Here is an 18538-nt window from a genome sequence, read left to right as displayed (position 1 = left end):
GGGGCGCTCTGGAGCTGCCCCGTTCCGGCTACCGCCGGCAGTTACGCCGCCTGTGCCCCCTCGGGTTTGAGGTGGCCGGTGCCGCTGAGCGACGCCAGATCGATGTCAGCGACACACCGTACCTGCACGTAGTCCAGGGTGAGGGTGCCTTCGATGTGAGCGCTGCCGCGGCCGGTCGTGAAGTCGGCGTTCCTGAGGTCGGTCGCCGCCTTGTCGACGCGGACGCCCAGATCGGTTCCCCCGGTCGTGTCCGGGAACTTGATGAAGACGTACCCGATCTCCGTGGCACGCTTCTGGAGCTCGTCCAGGGAGGGGTCGGGTCCGCCGACCAGGACGCTCTGGTTCTCCACGGAGAGGCGCTGGATGAGGTCGTTCACGGGAAAATCCTCCATATCTGCCACTGAGCGGCCCGTACTAATTCCTTGGGTTCGGCAGGAACGTCATCCGCGGCACGCTGCCGCTTCCCTGGCCACCAACTGCGCTCTCCGAACCTCACGGCGATGGCCGGCACGAGGAGAGTGCGGATCACGAAGGTGTCCAGCAGTAGGCCCACGACGATGGCGAAGCCCATCTCGAGGTACGACTTGATCCCGGAGAACAGCAGTGGCGTGAACGTGCCGGCCAGGATGATGCCACACGAGGTGATGACGGAACCGGTGCCGGCGAGTCCCTTCCTGACGGCCTCCCCGGCCGACCGCCCGTGTGTCCGGTACTCCTCCTTCACGCGCGTCATCAGGAAGATGCTGTAGTCGATACCGAGGGCCACCAGGATGACGAAGGCGGCCACCGGGGCCTTGAAAGGCCTCCAGGCTCGATTGCGAGCGTGCTTCCTGCTGGCTGCCGTTCGCTTCTTCCTGCAGATTGGGGGCGACCTGTACGAGGACCGCCGCGAGGACGAGCCACAGGACCACAGACAGCCAGCGACCGGCAATGATCGCTCTGCTAGCCCTCGAGAACACTTCTTCTCTTTCCTGTCTCGTTCGCCGGGCGTTCGTCCCCGGGCGGTCCTCCACAGTTCACTGCCCCACTGCGCGGCCTAGGCCCCCGGCGCCGACTCCTCCATCTTCTTGCGGAGGCTCAGCGGACGCATGTCGGTCCAGACTTCCTTGACATAGGCCAGGCACTCTTCCTTGCTGCCGGAGACCCCGGTGTCCTTCCACCCGGAGGGAACGTCCAGGAAATCGGGCCAGAGGGAGTACTGCTCCTCGTGGTTGACAAGGACCTTAACGCGGGCGTCATCCATGTGATCTCATTTCCTATCTGTGCGTCGGATGCTTTCCTCGGACGAGAAATCAGCTTGCCGGAGCGACGGCGACCCGCCTCTGACCGGCCTCCCCGGGGACGAAGAGCCAGGGCGCCTCGCGGCGCCGCCGGTCCTCGTAGGCGAGGATTTCGCTCCTGCGGGAGAGCGTCCAGTCGATACTGTCGAGCCCTTCCAGGAGGGCTTCCTTCTTGAACCCGTCCACGTCGAAACGGAATGCCCGCCCGTCGGGCATGGTGACGGTCTGGTCCGGAAGGTCGATCCGCAGCCGGCACTGTTCCTGGCCGGTGACGGTCGCCAGGACGTCCTCCACCGTCGACGCGTCCAGGACCACCGGGAGGATGCTGCTGTTGAAGCAGTTGTTGTAGAAGATGTCCGCGAGGCTGGGCGCGATGATGCACCGGAAGCCGTACTCACGAAGGGCCCACGGGGCATGCTCACGCGAGGAGCCGCAGCCGAAGTTGGGGCCGGCGACCAGAACAGTCGCGCCCGCGTAGGCCGGCTGGTTCAGCTCGAAGTCAGGGTTCGGCGCCTTACCGTCACCGAGATAGCGCCAGTTGGCGAAGAGCGCGTCGGCGAAGCCTGTGCGACGGATCGTCTTCAGGAAACGCGCCGGCACGATGTCATCGGTGTTGACGTTGGACCGCGCCAGCGGCGCGGCCACCCCGAGGTGGGTGATGAACTTCTCCATGAAGAGCCTTCGCCTTTCTACAGGTTCCGAACGTCGACAAAGTGCCCGGCGACGGCCGCGGCGGCAGCCATGATCGGGCTGACGAGATGCGTACGTCCGCCGCGTCCCTGGCGGCCCTCGAAGTTCCGGTTGCTCGTCGAGGCGCACCGCTCGCCGGCGGAGAGGCGATCGCCGTTCATGGCGATGCACATGCTGCATCCCGCCTCGCGCCACTCGAAGCCGGCCTCGCGGAAGATCTTGGCCAGCCCCTCCTCTTCGGCCTGCCGGCTGACCTGCATCGAGCCGGGTACGACGATCGCGCGTACGTGCGGAGCGACGTGCCGCCCCTCGACGTAGCCGGCGGCCTCCCGCAGGTCCTCGAGTCGTGAGTTGGTGCATGAACCGATGAAGACCGTCTGGATGTCGATGTCCTGGATCTTCTGGCCCGGCGTCAGCCCCATGTACTCCAGAGCCCGCTCGTAGGCCTGGCGGGTGACGCTGTCGCTCTCCGCGGCCGGGTCGGGCACCGTGCCGGTGATGTCGGCGACCATGCCCGGGTCCGTGCCCCAGGCGACCTGCGGGACGAGGTCGTCGACGTCGATGTCGAGGACGGCGTCGAACTGGGCGCCGGGGTCGCTGGCAAGCTCCCGCCAGTTGGCCGCCGCCAGGTCGAAGAGCTCGCCCTGCGGGGCGTACGGGCGGCCCTTGACGTACTCGATCGTGACCTCGTCGGGGGCGACCATGCCGGCACGCGCGCCGGCCTCGATCGCCATGTTGCACAGCGTCATGCGCCCTTCGATGGAGAGCGATCGGATGGCGGAGCCGCTGAACTCGATGACGTGGTTGGAGCCGACGTTCGTGCCGAACTTGCGGATGATCGCCAGCGCGACGTCCTTCGCGGTGACCCCGGGCGCGAGCGTCCCCTCGACCCGGATGTTCATCGTCTTCGGCTTCTGCTGCTGCAGGCACTGGGTTGCCAGCACATGCTCGACCTCGCTGGTGCCGATGCCGATGGCGAAGATTCCCAGGGCGCCGTGGGTGGAGGTGTGGGAGTCGCCGCAGACGACGGTCATGCCCGGAAGAGAGATGCCGAGTTCGGGGCCGATGACGTGGACGATGCCCTGGTACTCGTCCTTCATGTCGAAGAGGGTGACCCCGAAGTCGCGGGCGTTCTCCTCCATCGTCTCGATGCAGGTCACGCTCGCGGCGTCGACGACGTCGATCATCCGCCGACCGGGGACGGTGGGCACGTTGTGGTCGATCACGGCGATGGTGGCGTCGGTACGGTGAACCGGCAGCTTGCGGGCCCGCAGACCGGCGAAGGCCTGCGGCGATGTCGCCTCGTGTGTCAGATGGCGGTCGATATAGATGACGGGCACCTCACCGGGCTCGTCACGCACTACGTGGGCATCCCAGATCTTGTCGAACATCGTTCGTTGACTCATGGCGCCTCTCCAAGCCGCAGGATGTGTGTGGTTCCCTCGTGTTCCTCTGCTTCGCGAGCGGTTCACGACTTCGCGAACCAGGCCTCCAGTTCCTCGCCCTCCAGCTCGCGGCCCAGCCCCTTGACGTGGGAGAGGACCTCCTCGGCACGCTCGGCAGAGAGCTTCTCGGGGTCGCGGCCGCTCTCCAGCCAGGCGAGCTTCACCGAGCTCAGCCCGCTCCACTGGCTGACGCCCACCGAGTACGCCCCGCCGACGAAGGCGGGATCGATCGCCGAATACACGGTGCGGGCCATCGTGCGCAGCTTGTTCTCCAGCTCGAAGTCCTGCGCCTTCCGGGCGTTCTCGGCGAGGGCGTTCGCCTTGAGAATGGCGTCGGTGTGGATGCCGGAGCTGGTGTAGCTGTAGCGCTTGCCCAGCACCCCGTGCTCGGGGGTGACGACGCCGACCATCTCCTGATAGAACGAGATCAGGCCGAGGAGTTCGGACATGTTCCAGCCGACCGGCAGGCCGCCCTCCTGTCGAATGGCGGCCAGGTTGAGCACGACCTCCTCGAGTGAGGCATTCCCAGAGCGCTCGCCGACGCCGCGCGACACGACGTGGATCCGGTCGGCACCGGCCACGAGGGCCATCATGGCGTTGCCCAGCGCGTTTCCGGTGTCGCGGTGGCCGTGCCAGTCCAGCTTCATGTCCGGGGTGCCCAGCTCGTCGAGGATCTCGCGGACGAAGCGACAGAGCCGGTACGCGCCGACCGGACGCGCGATGCCGATGGTGTCCGCGACCGCGACGCGGTAGGCACCGTTCTCGACCTGGACGCGGGTGATCTCGCGGACGTCCTCCGGTGACGTCTGGGTCGTGTGCTCGGTGCCGCCGATGACAGGAATGCCCTCGTCGACGGTCTGCTTGATGAACGTCTCCAGCTTGCCGAGGACGAAGTCCAGGTCCCAGCCCTGCACCATGCGGCGCGACGGCGAGCTGCCCATGAAGACGATGGCCTCGAGCGCGGGGTGGATCTCCTTGCACTCGGCGGTCCACCTGAGGGACGCCGGGGTGCAGACGGAGAGCACCGAGGGGACGATGTCGGGGAACTGGTCGCGCATGCTGGCGAGCAGTTCCTTCACCGTCACGTCGAGCGCACCGGCCCCGGCGTAGATGCCGACCGTGGCGGACCGGATGCCGAAGTTGTTCAGCAGTTCGAGGTACCGCAACATCTCGTCGACGGACGGGTACCTGCCGACGCCCTGAAGCCCGTCACGCAGGCACTCGGAGAGGACGATGTCGGCCTGGGCGGCCTGAAGCGGGGTCGGCTCGCTCGGAAGCGAGCCGGGCAGCGGTGCGAGCGGATTGGGATCGCTGTTCCAGTTGAAGTCCACAACCACGCCGGTGGAGCGCAGCTGGGCCTCCCCGGAACCGTTTGTCGGTGTTCCACTCGCCGAGCTTGTCATTGGAACCTCCTGAATTGAAGCGATCGCTGGTTCTGCGTCGAAGAGGGTGAATCAGTTCAGCACCACCGGCAGGATCCCTACCGAGAAGCGGACGTACTGGTCGGAATAGCCGAAGGTGGATCCGGGAATTCCCGCGATGCCGGTCTTCTCGAGTACCGAGAAGCAGTCCTCTCCCTCGCGGAGCTTGCTCCAGTTGTAAATGGTCGTGTCGTCGTCGAGGTAGATGTGTTCGAAGAGCTGGTACTGCTCGTCGAGCCGCCGAAGCTGGGCCCTCAACCGAGCGCGCCGCATGCCGTAGAGACTGCGGACCTTGTCGAGAAGCTGGGGGTTCTCGCGGAAGAGGCGGTGGTACGCCATGAAGCGCAGTTGCCACTCGCCCGGCATCGACACGGTGCTGTTGATCCAACTGCCGACCATGCGGCCGGCGAGGTCGGCGTCGCCGAAGGTGACCCAGGCGAAACGCTCGCCGGTGAGGGTGTGGGTCTTGGAGAGGCTGCTCACGTAGCTGACCTGGTCGGCCAGGTCGGCCGCGGAACTGAGGGCCCGCATCCGGGCCTCGTCCTCGGCGGGGACGCCGGTACCGACGTAGGCCAGGTCGGCCATGAGATAGACGGTGCGCCCCCGTTGCCGCTGCAGGCGCAGGACGCCCAGCAGGTCGAGCAGCTCGTCGGGCTGGTAGGCGAAGGTGGAAGGATTGCTCGTGACGGTGAGGTAGAGGACGCTGACCTCCGGGTTCTCGTCGAGCGCCGCGGCAAGCTGTTCGGCGGTCAACTTGAAACTGTCTTCGGGCCGGGTCTCGACGCTGTGGAGCTGGTAACCGTTGGCGGCGGCCTGCGACTCGACCATGTTGAAGCCCGGGGTCGGCAGGAGCACCGCGCCGGCGGGCTCCGAACGGAGGCGGGCGAGGGCGCCCAGGCCGCGGAGCACCTTGTCCATGCAGTCGGTCGCGCCCAGCCCGAGGGCGATGTGCTCGGCTCCGACCGTCAGGCCCCATTGCCGCATGTCGTCGGCCAGCCAGCCCCGCAGGACGGGGTTGCCGACACTCGCGATGTCGTAGACACGCGGATCGCAACCACGATCCATGAGGTCGCGCTCCGCCTCCAGCATCTGGTCGCGCAGCCAGTGGTACACGGCCCCGGTCGCGACGTATCCCTGCAGGTTCTCACCCGGCAGCGCGACCCCCAGCTCGTCGGCGAGTCTCCGGTAGTCGCCGGGGCCACCCTCCGCTCCGTCGCACTCGGAGACGAGGCGGAGGTTGACGTCACCGATCGTCCGGTTCACGATCTCCAGGCGCGTGGCGGTCTCGTCCAGATGGCGCTCGGCGCACTCCCGTTCGAGTGCCTGGACGAGGGAGGCCATCATCCGGATCGGTGGTTCGTAACATGTCTCCAACCGGGCGCGGTACTCCTGCACCAACTCCCTGCGGATCTGTCGAACGAGCAGGCGCTGTTCCGCCAGGTCGTTCTCCGGCCTGGCCATGTCGCGCTGCAGCACCATCGGTAACGGACCTCCCTCGAAACGACCGGACGGCTCGGCTGAGACCGCCCGGGATTTACGGCCGGCGCAATGCTGCGGTGATGCGCTTCCCCATCTCGCGGGTCCCGACCACCTTCGCGCCCTCCTCCTGGATGTCGACCGTGCGGTAACCGTCCTGGATCACCTCTTCGACCGCCGCCTCCACCGCGAGGGCCTCCTCGTGCAGGCCGAGCGAGTGACGCAGGAGCATCGCGGCCGAGAGGATGGCGGCGACCGGGTTGGCCTTGTCCTGGCCCTCGATGTCGGGCGCGGAGCCGTGGATCGGCTCGAACAGGCCGAACGTGCCGGCCTGGCTCCGGCGTACGCCGAGGCTCGCCGACGGGATCATCCCGATGGAGCCGGTCAACATGGAGGCCTGGTCGGTCAGGATGTCGCCGAACAGGTTCTCGGTGACGATCACGTCGAAGCGGGACGGATCACGGACGAGGTACATCGCACAGGCGTCGACGAGGATGTGCTCGTACGTCACCGCCGGGTAGTCCACGGCGACCCGCTCCACGATCCGGCGCCAAAGGATCGAGGAGCTGAGGACGTTGGCCTTGTCGACCGACGTGACCAGACGACGCCGAGCGACGGCGATGTCGAACGCGGCCCGTACGACGCGCTCGATCTCCTGTTCGGTGTACAGGAGCGTGTCGATCGCCTCCTCGCCCCGCTCGGTGCGGCGGATCTCGCTCGGCTTGCCCGGAACCGACTCCAGGTGCCCGTAGTAGAGACCGGCGGACAGTTCCCGGACGAATATCAGGTCGGTGCCCTCGAGATAGCTCGGCTTGAGCGGCGAGGCACTGTAGAGGCTTCTCGACGGCCGGATGGGACGCAGGTTCGCGAAGAACTGGAAGTCCTTGCGCAGCCGGAACAGGGCCTGCTCCGGCTTGACCGTGGCGTTCCGGCGCTCATGCGCCGGCAGGCTGCCGATGGCACCGAAGAGGATGGCATCGCTCTCGGCGCAGGTCTGCATGGTGGCCTCGGAGATGGCCACCCCCTCGGCTGCGATGCTGGCCAGGCCGGCGAGACGATGGTGGATCGTGAGCTTGTGCCTGTAGAGGTCCGCGACGGTGAGCAGAACCTCGAGAGCCTGTTCCGTGACCTCTGGCCCCACACCGTCGCCAGGCAGGACGGTTACCGAATAATCACCCATGTTTCTCTACCTTTTCGGAGTGTTTTGGCGCTGTATTCGTGCGGGGCCAGCGGCGAAGCTCAGGACTTCGGCTTCGGCTTCTTTCCGGCCAGGGCGAGCAGGCGCCGGACCAGCGTGCCGCGCCAGGTGATCATGTCGTGCCCGCCGGTGTACTCGTTGTAGTGCACCTCGTAGCCCTTTTCGAGCAGGACATCGCGCAGTTTGCGGTTCGTCGCCAGCTGGTCGAATTCCGCAATGGCGGCCTCGAGCGAACCGACCTCCATGGAGAAGCGGACAGGAAGCCTGGGGCTCTCCGCGAACTGCCGGGTCAGCCACTCCATCTCGACGTCCGGCGTCGTCGGTTCCGGCCACCAGAAGGAGCCGGACTGAGAGATGACGTTGCCGAAGATGTGTGGCAGCTTGAATCCCACGTACGCCGCAGCCAGTCCGCCGTAGCAGGACCCGCCGACATACGTCCTCGCCGGATCGTCGCTGATGTGGTAGTTCGCGCGCAGGAAAGGCATCATTTCCCGCTCGAGGAATTCGGCGAACGGCTCGTGACAGGGCAGTTCCGTGGCGCGGACCGCCTGGTCCATGTTGCTGTGCATGACCAGGATGAACGGGTCGATCCGACCCGCGTACAGGAGGTTGTCCAGCACGGTGGGCGTCGCCGCGAAGCTGAAGTAGGACCAGCCGTCGAAGAGGACGAAAACGTTGTACTTCTCGCCGTCGGTCGAGTAACCCGGCGGCACGTACACCGAGACGTGGTGCTGCGTCTTCAGGATCTCGCTGTCGAGGATGTGCATGTTGTTCTTCCCCTTCGGCACGCCACGCCGCGCGATGTTCCACGGCTGCTTAGGCGCGTCGGGAAGTTCCAGCACCGACACCACGAGGTCGTCGAGGATCGTGACCTCGCGGGGGTTCAGCGGATCGCGTTGGTAGAACGGGATCCGGGCCATGATGTCCGAGTACTTCTCGAACGGCTCCAGCGGGTCGTTGACCGACAGCAGGTAGGTCGTACGTAGGTCGGGCGGCAGGATGTACGCCTTGTAGAAGACGTCCGTCCCCGGAATCCGCTCGAAGAGGTACTCGCTGAAACCGTCCTGGGTCGGCGCACTGTAGAAGAGCACCAGCACGTTGTCGGTGTCGCCGGGATCGCGCCACAGGAAGGTGACGAGAGTCCGGCCCTCCTCGCCTTCCATCGGCTCCATCAGCGGCGACCCGTCGGCCTCGACGGTCTTCCAGAAATCGTCGAGGGCCCCCGGGTCACCCGCGGCGAGAGCCTCCTTGAGCCGGACGATGCGGTGATCCGTGTGCGAATTCGTGGGAGCGATCATCGTGTTCTCCTAGCGCCGGGCCGGCGCGTCGTCGTGGACGGGCGGGTCGTTGGCGTGACGTCAGTCCAGGTCGAACAGATCGTCCGCATCCATCTCCTCCCCGTCGCCTCCGGCGAGGCTCTCGTCGATCACCTGGGCGAGGGCCTCCAGGGTTCGGTTCTGGAAGACGATCGGGAGCATCAACGACACGTCCCAGGACGACTGCACCTCGGTCGCCAGGGAGGCCACCAGCAGTGAATGGCCGCCGAGATCGAAGAAGTCGTCGTGGACGCCCACCCGCTCCACGTTCAGGAGTTTCGTCCAGATCTCGGCCAGCGCCCGCTCGGTCTCCGTTCTCGGAGCGACGAAGCTCTCCCGTTCCTGCGTCTGCCGCACGATCGAGGAAAGGGATGGCAGAGCCTTGCGGTCCACCTTCCCGTTCGGGCTGAGCGGGAATTCCGGCAGGTCGACGAAGTAGGTCGGAACCATGTATTCGGGGAGCTGCTGGCGCAGATGTTCCTTCAGCTCCTCGACGGTGACCGTCGTTTCCTCGTTCACGGTGTAGAAGGCCGCCAGCCGCTTGTCCGCGGCGCTGACCTCGTGCACCGTGATCAGGCAGGACTGGAGCGCGGGGTGCTGCGCCAGGACGGCCTCGATCTCGCCGACCTCGATGCGGTGGCCCCGGATCTTGATCTGGTGGTCCTTGCGCCCGACGTACTCGATGACGCCGTCGCGCCGGTGGCGGGCCAGGTCGCCGGTCGCGTACAGCCGCCCCTCGCCGAAGGGGTTGGCGACGAAGCGCTCCGCGGTCAGGTCCGGTCGACCGAGGTAGCCACGCGCCAGCTGCACGCCGCCGATGAACAGCTCGCCGATGACGCCGTCCGGCACCGGCATCATGGCCGGGTTCAGCACGTAGAGCCGGGTGTTGGCGACCGGACGGCCGATGGGTACGGTGGTCGCCCCCTCGACGGGGTGGCACTCCCAGAAGCTCACGTCCACCGAGGCCTCGGTCGGCCCGTAGAGGTTGTGCAGGCGCACGTTCGGCAGGTGGCGAAGGAACCGCTCCTGCAGGTCGAGCGGAAGGGCCTCGCCGCTGCACATGACGTGCCTGATGCTCCGGCAGCGCTCGGCCACGGCCGGCTGCTCCAGGAACGACTGGAGCATCGAGGGGACGAAGTGAAGGACACTGATCCGCTGCCGGTCGATCACCTCGGCGAGGTAGGCCGGGTCACGGTGCCCGTCGGGGCGGGCGACGTGCAGCCGGGCGCCCGTGATGAGCGGCCAGAAGAACTCCCAGACCGAGACGTCGAAGCTGAACGGGGTCTTCTGCAGTACCCGGTCCTCGCTCTGCAGCGAGTAGGTGTCCTGCATCCAGAGCAGGCGGTTACAGATGCCCTGGTGGCCGAGCATGGCGCCCTTGGGCCTGCCGGTCGAGCCGGACGTGTAGATGACGTAGGCGAGGTTGTCCGGCCCGGCGAGGTTCACCAGCGGCTCGGCGCTCTCCTGCGGCCATTCCGCCCCGTCGCCGCTGAGCTGGACCAGCGGGACGTCCGCACCCACGAGTGACTCGATGCGCTCCTGGGTCTGCGGCTGCACCAGGACCGCCTGGATCTGGGCGTCCCCGACCATGAAGGCGAGCCGGTCCGCCGGGTAGTCGGGATCGAGCGGGACGTAGGCACCGCCGGCCTTCAGGATGGCGAGGAGGCCGATCACCAGCTCGAGGGACCGCTCCGCGCAGATGCCGACGCGCGCCTCGGGTCCCACGCCCTTCGCGCGCAGGGTCCGCGCCAGCTGGTTGGTGTGCCGGTCCAGCTCCGCGTAGGTGAGGGTCCGCTCCTCGTACGACAGGGCGATGTGGTCGGGCGACCGGCGCGCCTGGGCCTCGAACAGCTCGTGGAGGGTCGCCGGCCGCAGCCACCGGTCGTCCCGGGTCGCGTTCCACTCCTCCAGCCGCCGCACGACCTCCGCGGCGTTGAGCAGCGGCAGCTCGGACACCGGCTTGTCGGGCGAGGTCAGCGCCGCCTGGATCAGGGTTTCGAAGTGCTCCGCCATGCTGGCGACGGTGCGCTCCTCGAACAGGTCGGTGCTGTACTCGAAGGCGTACTGCAGCGCACCGGCCTTCTCCTGGATGCTGAACAGGAGGTCGAACTTCGCGACCCCGATGCCCTCCTCCAGGATGTCCCGCATCCAGGCCGGTTCCTCCTGGTCCTCGGGCAGCTCCTCGAAGAGCTTGTCGAGGCCGGTGAACATCACCTGGAAGATCGGGCTGTAGCTCGAGCTGCGTTCCGGGTTCAGCTCCTCGACGATCCGCTCGAACGGGATCTCCTGGTGGCTCTGCGCCTCCAGCAGCTTCCACCGGACCTGCTTCAGCACCTCCGCGAATCCCGGGTTGCCCTGCAGATCCACGCAGAGGGCGACCGTGTTGACCAGGAAGCCGATCAGCGGTTCGGTCTCGATCCGGTTCCGGTTGGCGACCGGAACACCGATGACGACCTTGTCCTGCCCGCTGTAGCGCGACAGGAGAACGGCGAACGCGCTCAGTGCCGTGATGAAGTGGGTGGTCTGGTTCTCACCGCTCACCCGCTTCAGCTGCTGGGTCACGTCGGGCGAGAGCGAGCGGGCCAGGTTGGCCCCCCGGAAGCTCTGCACCGCCGGCCTCGGCTTGTCGAGGGGCAGCGTGATCAGCTCGGGCGCCTCGGCCAGCTGCTCCTTCCAGTAGTCCAGGTGCGGGCGCAGTCGCTCCTCCTCGAGCCACTGCTGCTGCCAGACGGCGTAGTCGGCGTGCTGGACGGCGAGCGCGGGCAGCGACGGGGAGCCGCCGGTCGCGGCCGCCTGGTAGAGCTCCCGCAGCTCCCCGTTGAAGAGCCGGATCGAGTAGCCGTCGAAGACGATGTGGTGGGCGCTGAACACCAGGACCGCCTCGGTGGCGGAGAGGCGAACGACCAACGGCCGCAGCAGCGGTCCCCGCGCCAGATCGAAGGGCCGGCTCCACCACTCGTGGATGAGCCGCCTCGCCGACTCCTGCTGCTCCTCCCGCGGGGTCGACGAGAGGTCCGCCTCGGTCAGGGCGACCTCGGCCTCCTCGGCGATCACCTGCCAGACCCGGCTGTCGTGCTCGTGGAAGGTGGTACGGAACGGTTCGTGGCGCGTGGTCAGATCCCGCAGGGCGCGCCGGAGCGCCGCCGACTCCAGCGCGTCGGGCCAGTGCAGCAGCCAGCCGATCGTGTAGAAGGCGCTGCCCGGGTTGAGGCGGTCCATGAACCAGAGCCGCTGCTGGTCGAACGTGGCGGGCAACGGCTGGTCGCGGGAGACCGGCTCCAGCGGGGCCACCCGCTGCGGAGCCTGGTCCTGCTGCAGGCGCTCCAACTCGCCGGCGAGCTTCGCGATGGTCGGCTGCTCGAAGAGCAGACGGATCGGCATCTCGACGCCGAAGGCGTGCCGGATGCGGGCGACGACCTGCACCGCGAGCAGCGAGTGGCCGCCCAGGACGAAGAAGTCGTCGAAGATGCCGACCGGGGCGCGGCCCAGCACCTGCTCGAAGACGGTCGCCAGCAGGGCCTCGGTCCTGGTGCGTGGCAGCGCGTTCGCGGCCAGGGTCGCCGCCGGCGCCTCCTCGGGAAGCGGGAGCGCGCGCCGGTTCAGCTTCCCGTTCTGGTTGAGCGGCAGCTGCTCCATGCAGACGAAGGCCGCGGGAACCATGTGTCTGGGCAGCTTCTCGCCCAGGTACGCGCGCAGCGCATCGGTGATGTCGGACGCTCCCGGCTCGGGCTCCACGTAGGCGACCAGCCGCTGGCCCCGTTCACCCGGAAGCACCGGTACGGCGCAGTTGCGTACCTGCGGGTGCAGGCCGAGCACGGCCTCGATCTCACCCAGCTCGATCCGGAACCCACGGATCTTCACCTGGTGGTCGATCCGCCCGACGAACTCGATGTTGCCGTCGGGCAGGTACCGCACCAGGTCGCCGCTCTTGTACAGCCGGCTGCCGGGCTCGCCGAAGGGATTCGCGACGAAGTACTCGGCCGTGAGTTCGGGGCGGTTCAGGTACCCGCGCGTGACGCCGACGCCGCCGATGTACAGCTCACCGGGAACTCCGACCGGCACCGGCTGCATGTGGGCGTCGAGGACGTAGAGCTCGACGTTGGTGATCGGGCGCCCCATGTGCAGGACGTCGAGGTTCTCGTCGATGTGCGTGCCGGTGGCGAAGACGGTGGTCTCCGTCGGGCCGTACACGTTGAAGAAGGTGCGGCCCGGCGCCCAGGTGCGGATGAGGTCGGCCGAGTAGGCCTCGCCGCCGACGACCAGGGTGCGCAGGTGCGGGAGATCCGGCGTCGGCAGGGTGGCCAGGGCACCCGGGGTGAAGCTGAGGTTCTCGATGGCCCGCTCGACCACGATGTCGTGCAGGTCGGTGCCGATCATCCGCAGGCCGTGCCTCGGGATGTAGAGGGTGCCGCCGGTCAGCAGCGGCATGATGATTTCCCAGACCGAGAAGTCGAAGCTGTACGAGGCCACCTGCAGCACGTGCTGCCGCCTGGTGAAGCAGTCGTGCTCCTGCTGCCAGGGCACGATGTGGTTGACGCAGCGGTGCGCGACCATCACGCCCTTGGGCCGGCCGGTCGAGCCCGACGTGTAGATGATGTACGCCAGGTTCTCCGGGGTCAGCGCACTCGGCGGCGTCTCCCGCGACTCCTGGGCGACGGCGGACCAGCCGCTGTCCAGGCAGAGCGTGGGAACGCCCTCCGCCGGCACCCCCTCCTCGAGGTGGGACTGGGTGAGGATGACCTTCAGCCCGGCGTCCTCGACGAGGAAGGCCAGCCGCTCCGTCGGGTAGCTCGGGTCCAGCGGCACGTACCCGCCGCCCGCCTTGAGGATGCCGAGCAGGCCGACGAGGACCTCGATCGAGCGCTCCAGGCACAGACCGACCAGCACGTCGGGGCCGACGTCCTGCCCCTGGAGCCAGTGCGCCAGCTGGTTGGCGCGGCCGTTCAACTCGGCGTAGCTGATCTGCTCCTCTTCGTAGACCACCGCGATCGAGTCGGGCGTCCGCTTCGCCTGCGCCTCGAACAGCTCGTGCAGGTACTCCGGATCGGTGGTGGTCGTCGTGGCGGTGTTCCACTCGTTCAGGATGCGACCCCGCTCGCCCTCGGTGAGCATGGTCAGTTCGGCCAGGCTCAGCTGCGGCGAGTTGGTCAGCTCGCGGCAGGTCTGGAGCATGTGCGCGAGCATGCGCTCGACCGTCTCGCCGTCGAGGCGGCTGGTGTCGTAGAGGATGCTGAGCCCGAGCCGCTCTCCGGGGTTGACCACCACGTTGAGCGGGAAGTGGGTCCGCTCCTCCGCGTCGGTCAGCTTGAGGCGCAGGGCCGCGGCCTCGTCCTCCTGGAGCGGGTAGTTCTCGAAGACGAAGAGGCTGTCGAAGAGCTGCCCGTCGGCCGGGATCTCACTCCACTGCTGGACCTGGAGCAGCGGGCTGTGCTCGTACTGGCGCATCTGGGTGTTCTGCTCCTGCAGCCGCTGGAGCCAGTCGAGCCGGCGCGCCCGGCCCGGTACCTGCACGCGGATCGGCAGCGAGTTGATGAAGAGGCCGACCATCCGCTCGGCGCCCTCGAACTCCGGAGGGCGCCCGGACACCACGGTGCCGAAGATGACGTCCTCGCTGCGGGTGTACCGGCTCAGCAGCAGGGCCCAACAGCCCTGCAGCACCGTGTTGAGGGTCAGGTGGTGGTCCTGGGCCAGCTTCTGGAGCTCGGTCGTCTCCTCGTCGCCCAGGAACGTGGTCGCCAGACGCATGGTCGGCTGATCCGAGTCCCGCGCCGCCGGCTCGCTCTTCTTCTCGACGCTGAGGGGAACGGCCTGTTCGGCCCCCTGCAGCAGCTCGCGCCAGTACCGCTCGGCCTGTTGCATGTCCTGCTTCCGCAGCCACGCGACGTAGTCGCGGTAGGGACGGGTCGGCTGCAGCGCCGCCTGGCGGCCCTGGAGGAGCGCGCCGTAGCACTGCACGACCTCGGCCAGGAGCAGGCTGTTGCTCCAGCCGTCGAGGATCGTGTGGTGGGCGCTCAGGACGAAGCTGTAGTTGTCGTCGGCCGTGCGGGCCAGCAGCATGCGCCACTGGGGAATCTCGTACGGGTCGAAGCCCCGGGCGCGCTCCTGCTTCAGGTACGCGTCCAGGCGCTCCCGCTGCTGCTGGGGCGAGTCGGACCGCCAGTCCTGCTCCTCCAGCGGCACCGGCACCTGTCGCCAGACCAGCTGCATCGCCTCGTGACCGGGAACGGACCAGAAGTTGGTGCGCAGGATCGGGTGACGCCGCATGACCTCCGCCCAGCTCTGGCGGAACACCTCGACCTGCAGGTCCTGCTCGATCTCCAGCACCACCTGGACGTGGTAGAGGCCCTGGCCCTGGGCGTACTGGCTCTGGAACCACAGGCCCTGCTGCAGCGGCGTCTGCGGGTAGACGTCCTCCAGCGGGCGGGCCAGCTCGCTGTTCCGCCAGGCGGGCAGCGCCCGCAGCTGGTCGACCAGGTCGTTGATCTCCGGCTGGGTCAGGCCGCTGATCGGCAGGTCCGAGGGGCTGTAGCCGTTGACGCCGGGGCGGTGGGCCTCGGTGGCGAGCCGGCCGAGCACGTCCAGGGCCTGCCGGGCGACCCGCTCGATCGTCTCCTGCTGGTGGGCCGCCTCGTGGTAGTTCCACTGCATCCGCAGCTCGCCGTCCTGGATGCGGCTCACGATGTCGATCAGGTAGAGACGCTGGTTCTCCGACCCGACGTCCGGGCCGATGGCCTCCTGGGCGAGGGCGAAGTTGCCGGTGAAGGGCCCGTCGAGCTCCCCGATGTAGTTGAAGCTGACCTGCGCGGCGGGGGCCTGCCGCAGCCGCGCGCCGGCCTCGGTCTCGCTGTTCAGCAGCAGCCCGTAGCCGATGCCCTGCCGCGGCCGCCGGCGCAGCAGCTCCTTGATCTCCTTGAGCCCCGCCGCCGGGTCGGCGGCGGACGGGGCCGGCAGCCGCACCGGCGAGACGGTCGTGAACCAGCCGACCGTGCGGGACAGGTCGACGTCGTCGAACAGGTCCTCGCGCCCGTGGCCCTCGAGATCGACCCGCACGTGCGTGCCCTGCGTCCACGACCCGAGGGCCGCGGCCACCGCGGTCAGCAGCACGTCGTTGATCCGCGTGTTGAACGCCGCCGGGACGTCCTGAAGGAGAGCCTGCGTCTCCTCCCGGCCCAGGCTCACCTCGCACGCCCGGCTGCGGCTGACCGTGTTGTCGCTGTCGGGGCCGTCCAGCGGGAGCGGCTGGACCGGCTCGACCTGCTCGAGCCAGTACGGAAGCTCGCCCAGCGTCGTGTCGCTCGACGCCTCCTGCCGCAGCCGGGCCGCCCACTGCTGCCACGAACTCGACTTCGCCGGCAGCACCAGATCCTGGCCCTGCCGGACCTGCTCCGACAGCGCGGCCAGGTCCTCCAGCAGGATCCGCCAGGAAACGATGTCCACCACCAGGTGGTGCACCGCCAGCAGCAGACGATGCCTACCGTCCGCCAGCCCCGTGAACAGCACGGCGCGGACCAGCGGGCCATCGGCGAGATCGAAGCTGGCCTGGACCTGCCTGGTGATCTCCAGCAGTTGGTCCGCCCGGTCCGCCGCCGGCGTGGCGGAGAGGTCGTGGACCTGCCACGGCACCGTCTCCGGCGCCCCGGCCAGCTCGGCCTGCCAACCGCCGTCCTCGCCCCGCACGTAACGCGCCCGCAGCCCGTCGTGGTGCTCCAGCAAGCGAAGCAGCGTCCGCTGCCACTGCTCCGGCGTCAGCTCCGCCGGCACGTCCAGCAGGAACGCCTGGTTGAAGTGCTCCTGCCGGACGAACTCCTTGGCGAAGAACCACCGCTGGATCGGGGTCAGCTCGACCGGCCCGGTCACCGGGCCCTGCTCGGCCTGCACACTCGCCGCGTCCTGCTGCACCACCACGTGGCTCAGCTCGGCGATCGTCTGGTGCTGGAACAACTGCTTGACGCTGAAGTGCAGACCCGCCTGCTTCGCCCGGAAGATCACCTGAAGGCTCAGGATCGAGTCGCCACCCAGCGCGAAGAAGTTGTCGTGGATGCTCACCGGGTCGGCCGCCCCCAGCACCGCCTGCCAGATCTGCGCCAACTGCTCCTCGACGTAGGTGCGAGGAGCGACGTACTCCGCCTTGGCGCCGGAGGCGTACTGCTCCCAGGGGATCGCGGCCAGGGCCCGCCGGTCGAGCTTGCCGTTGGGGTCGAGCGGTAGCTGGTCCAGGGGGACCAGGATGCTCGGGACCATGTAGCTGGGCAGCCGGTCACCCAGGAACGCCTGCATGGCGTCCAGGGACAGGGGTCTCCGCGCGACGACGTAGGCGATCAGCCGCTTGGTGGTCGCCTCCTCGTGGACCAGCACCGCGGCGCTCTGCACCTGGGGGTGCTCGGCGAGCGCGCTCTCGATCTCACCCAGCTCGATCCGGAACCCACGGATCTTCACCTGGTGGTCGATCCGCCCGAGGAACTCGATGTTCCCGTCCGGGAGGAACCGGGCGCGGTCGCCGGTCCTGTAGAGACGGCTACCCGGGCGCTTGCCGAACGGGTCGGCGATGAAGACCTCGGCGGTCAGGTCGGGCCGTCCCAGGTAGCCGCGGGTCACGCCGCTGCCGCCGATGTAGAGCTCCCCGGCGACGCCGACGGGCAACGGTTGCAGGCGCGAGTCGAGGATGTAGACCTGGGTGTTGGGCATGGGCCGGCCGATGTGGATCCGCTCCAGGTCCTTTCCGTAGCGCGCGATGCTGGCACCGACCGTGGTCTCCGTCGGCCCGTAACCGTTGAAGAAGGCGCGGTCGGTGGCCCAGGCCCGGGCGAGGTCGAGCGGGCAGGACTCGCCACCGACGCTGATGAACTGCAGCGACGGCAGCGATGCCGGCGGCAGGGTGGCGAGGGCGGACGGAGTGATGGAGATGTTCTCGATCGCCTGCTCGCTCACGAAGTCGGCGAGGTCACCGCCGATCATCCGCAGGTCTGCCGGGGGCAGGACGAGAACGCTGCCCGAGAGCAGGGCAACGGTGATCTCCCAGACCGAGATGTCGAAGCTGAGCGGGGTGCCCTGCATGACCCGCCGGGGCGTGTCGAGGCCGTAGTTTTCCCGGTGCCACTGCGAGATGAACCGGATGCCGCGGTGCGGCACCTGGACACCCTTGGGCTGACCGGTGGAACCGGACGTGTAGATGACGTAGGCCAGGTTGTCCGGGGTGACCCCGGTCGCGGGAGCGTCCGCGGGGTGGTCGGCCAACCGCGGCCACACCGTCTCGACGTCCAGCACGGTCGCGCCGGAGTCGGGCAGCAGCTCGGCCAGGGACTGCCGGGTCAGCAGCACCCGCGCCTGCGAGTCCGCGACCATGTACGCGAGACGCTCACGCGGGTACGTGGGGTCGAGCGGAACGTACGCGCCACCTGCCTTGAGGATGGCCAGCAGGCCGACCACCATCTCCGGGGACCGCGGGACGCACAGCCCGACCAGCGTCTCGGGCCCGACGCCCTGGCCCCGCAGCCGGTGGGCGAGCTGATTCGACAGCCGGTCGAGAGCGGCGTAGCTCAGCTGCGTGTCCCCGGAGACCACGGCCACGCGATCCGGGAAGCGACGGGCCTTTTCCTCGAACAGCTCGTGGAAACATGTCGGGCGCTCCGCCTGCTGCTTCATCTGCGCAAGGCGCAGACGCAGCAGTTTCTGCTGCTCCGGAGAGAGCTGCGACATTTGCTGAGGGAGACGC

10 protein-coding genes are annotated in these 18538 nt (G+C 68.1%); all 10 read right to left on the bottom strand.

Features of this window, described 5'->3' with window-relative positions; all coding sequences use genetic code 11:
• Nucleotides 1-41: 41 nt before the first annotated feature.
• The 10 genes from JD77_RS15225 to JD77_RS15180 all read right to left on the bottom strand — a co-directional run bounded on the left by JD77_RS15225 (nucleotide 42) and on the right by JD77_RS15180 (nucleotide 18522).
• The gene (locus tag JD77_RS15225) at nucleotides 42-377 is read right to left on the bottom strand and encodes an MbtH domain protein (RefSeq protein ID WP_145774991.1); all 336 of its coding nucleotides are present in this window, start codon (nucleotides 375-377) and stop codon (nucleotides 42-44) included.
• On the bottom strand, nucleotides 374-787 hold the full coding sequence (locus JD77_RS32095; protein ID WP_170286450.1) for an MMPL family transporter: 414 nt from the start codon (nucleotides 785-787) through the stop codon (nucleotides 374-376). Before JD77_RS32095 ends, JD77_RS15225 begins: the two co-directional genes overlap by 4 nt.
• A gap of 249 nt (nucleotides 788-1036) precedes the next feature.
• On the bottom strand, nucleotides 1037-1243 hold the full coding sequence (locus JD77_RS15215) for an MbtH family protein (RefSeq protein ID WP_145774989.1): 207 nt from the start codon (nucleotides 1241-1243) through the stop codon (nucleotides 1037-1039).
• Between the two features lie 49 nt (nucleotides 1244-1292).
• Nucleotides 1293-1952 (bottom strand): 3-isopropylmalate dehydratase small subunit, encoded by a 660-nt coding sequence (gene leuD / locus JD77_RS15210; protein ID WP_145774988.1) that lies wholly within the window; start codon nucleotides 1950-1952, stop codon nucleotides 1293-1295.
• 17 nt (nucleotides 1953-1969) lie between these two features.
• Nucleotides 1970-3376, bottom strand: a complete 1407-nt coding sequence (gene leuC, locus JD77_RS15205; RefSeq protein ID WP_145774987.1) for a 3-isopropylmalate dehydratase large subunit — start codon at nucleotides 3374-3376, stop codon at nucleotides 1970-1972.
• A 62-nt stretch (nucleotides 3377-3438) separates the two neighbouring features.
• Nucleotides 3439-4752 (bottom strand): hypothetical protein, encoded by a 1314-nt coding sequence (locus JD77_RS15200; protein WP_170286449.1) that lies wholly within the window; start codon nucleotides 4750-4752, stop codon nucleotides 3439-3441.
• A gap of 117 nt (nucleotides 4753-4869) precedes the next feature.
• Complete coding sequence (locus JD77_RS15195; RefSeq protein ID WP_145774985.1) at nucleotides 4870-6315, bottom strand: pyridoxal phosphate-dependent aminotransferase; 1446 nt, start codon at nucleotides 6313-6315, stop codon at nucleotides 4870-4872.
• 55 nt (nucleotides 6316-6370) lie between these two features.
• A complete protein-coding gene (gene leuB, locus JD77_RS15190; RefSeq protein WP_145774984.1) occupies nucleotides 6371-7492 on the bottom strand; it encodes a 3-isopropylmalate dehydrogenase in 1122 nt (373 codons plus the stop codon).
• A gap of 59 nt (nucleotides 7493-7551) precedes the next feature.
• Entirely contained in the window at nucleotides 7552-8808 is a 1257-nt protein-coding gene (fes, locus tag JD77_RS15185) for an enterochelin esterase (protein ID WP_145774983.1), read from the bottom strand.
• Between the two features lie 60 nt (nucleotides 8809-8868).
• On the bottom strand, nucleotides 8869-18522 hold the full coding sequence (locus tag JD77_RS15180) for a non-ribosomal peptide synthetase (protein WP_170286448.1): 9654 nt from the start codon (nucleotides 18520-18522) through the stop codon (nucleotides 8869-8871).
• Nucleotides 18523-18538 lie beyond the last annotated feature (16 nt).

Origin of the sequence: Micromonospora olivasterospora (assembly GCF_007830265.1) — a bacterium.
GTDB classification, from domain to species: Bacteria; Actinomycetota; Actinomycetes; order Mycobacteriales; family Micromonosporaceae; genus Micromonospora; species Micromonospora olivasterospora.
Note: the sequence above shows the minus strand (reverse complement) of the source record. Positions and strands in the feature narration are given on the sequence as shown.

Bases quoted from the DNA above. Each gene is read 5' to 3' on its own strand.
- fes (WP_145774983.1), bottom strand. From the start codon at position 8,808: ATGATCGCTCCCACGAATTCGCACACGGATCACCGCATCGTCCGGCTC.
- leuC (WP_145774987.1), bottom strand. From the start codon at position 3,376: ATGAGTCAACGAACGATGTTCGACAAGATCTGGGATGCCCACGTAGTG.
- JD77_RS15195 (WP_145774985.1), bottom strand. From the start codon at position 6,315: ATGGTGCTGCAGCGCGACATGGCCAGGCCGGAGAACGACCTGGCGGAA.
- JD77_RS15215 (WP_145774989.1), bottom strand. From the start codon at position 1,243: ATGGATGACGCCCGCGTTAAGGTCCTTGTCAACCACGAGGAGCAGTAC.
- leuD (WP_145774988.1), bottom strand. From the start codon at position 1,952: ATGGAGAAGTTCATCACCCACCTCGGGGTGGCCGCGCCGCTGGCGCGG.
- leuB (WP_145774984.1), bottom strand. From the start codon at position 7,492: ATGGGTGATTATTCGGTAACCGTCCTGCCTGGCGACGGTGTGGGGCCA.
- JD77_RS15180 (WP_170286448.1), bottom strand. From the start codon at position 18,522: ATGTCGCAGCTCTCTCCGGAGCAGCAGAAACTGCTGCGTCTGCGCCTT.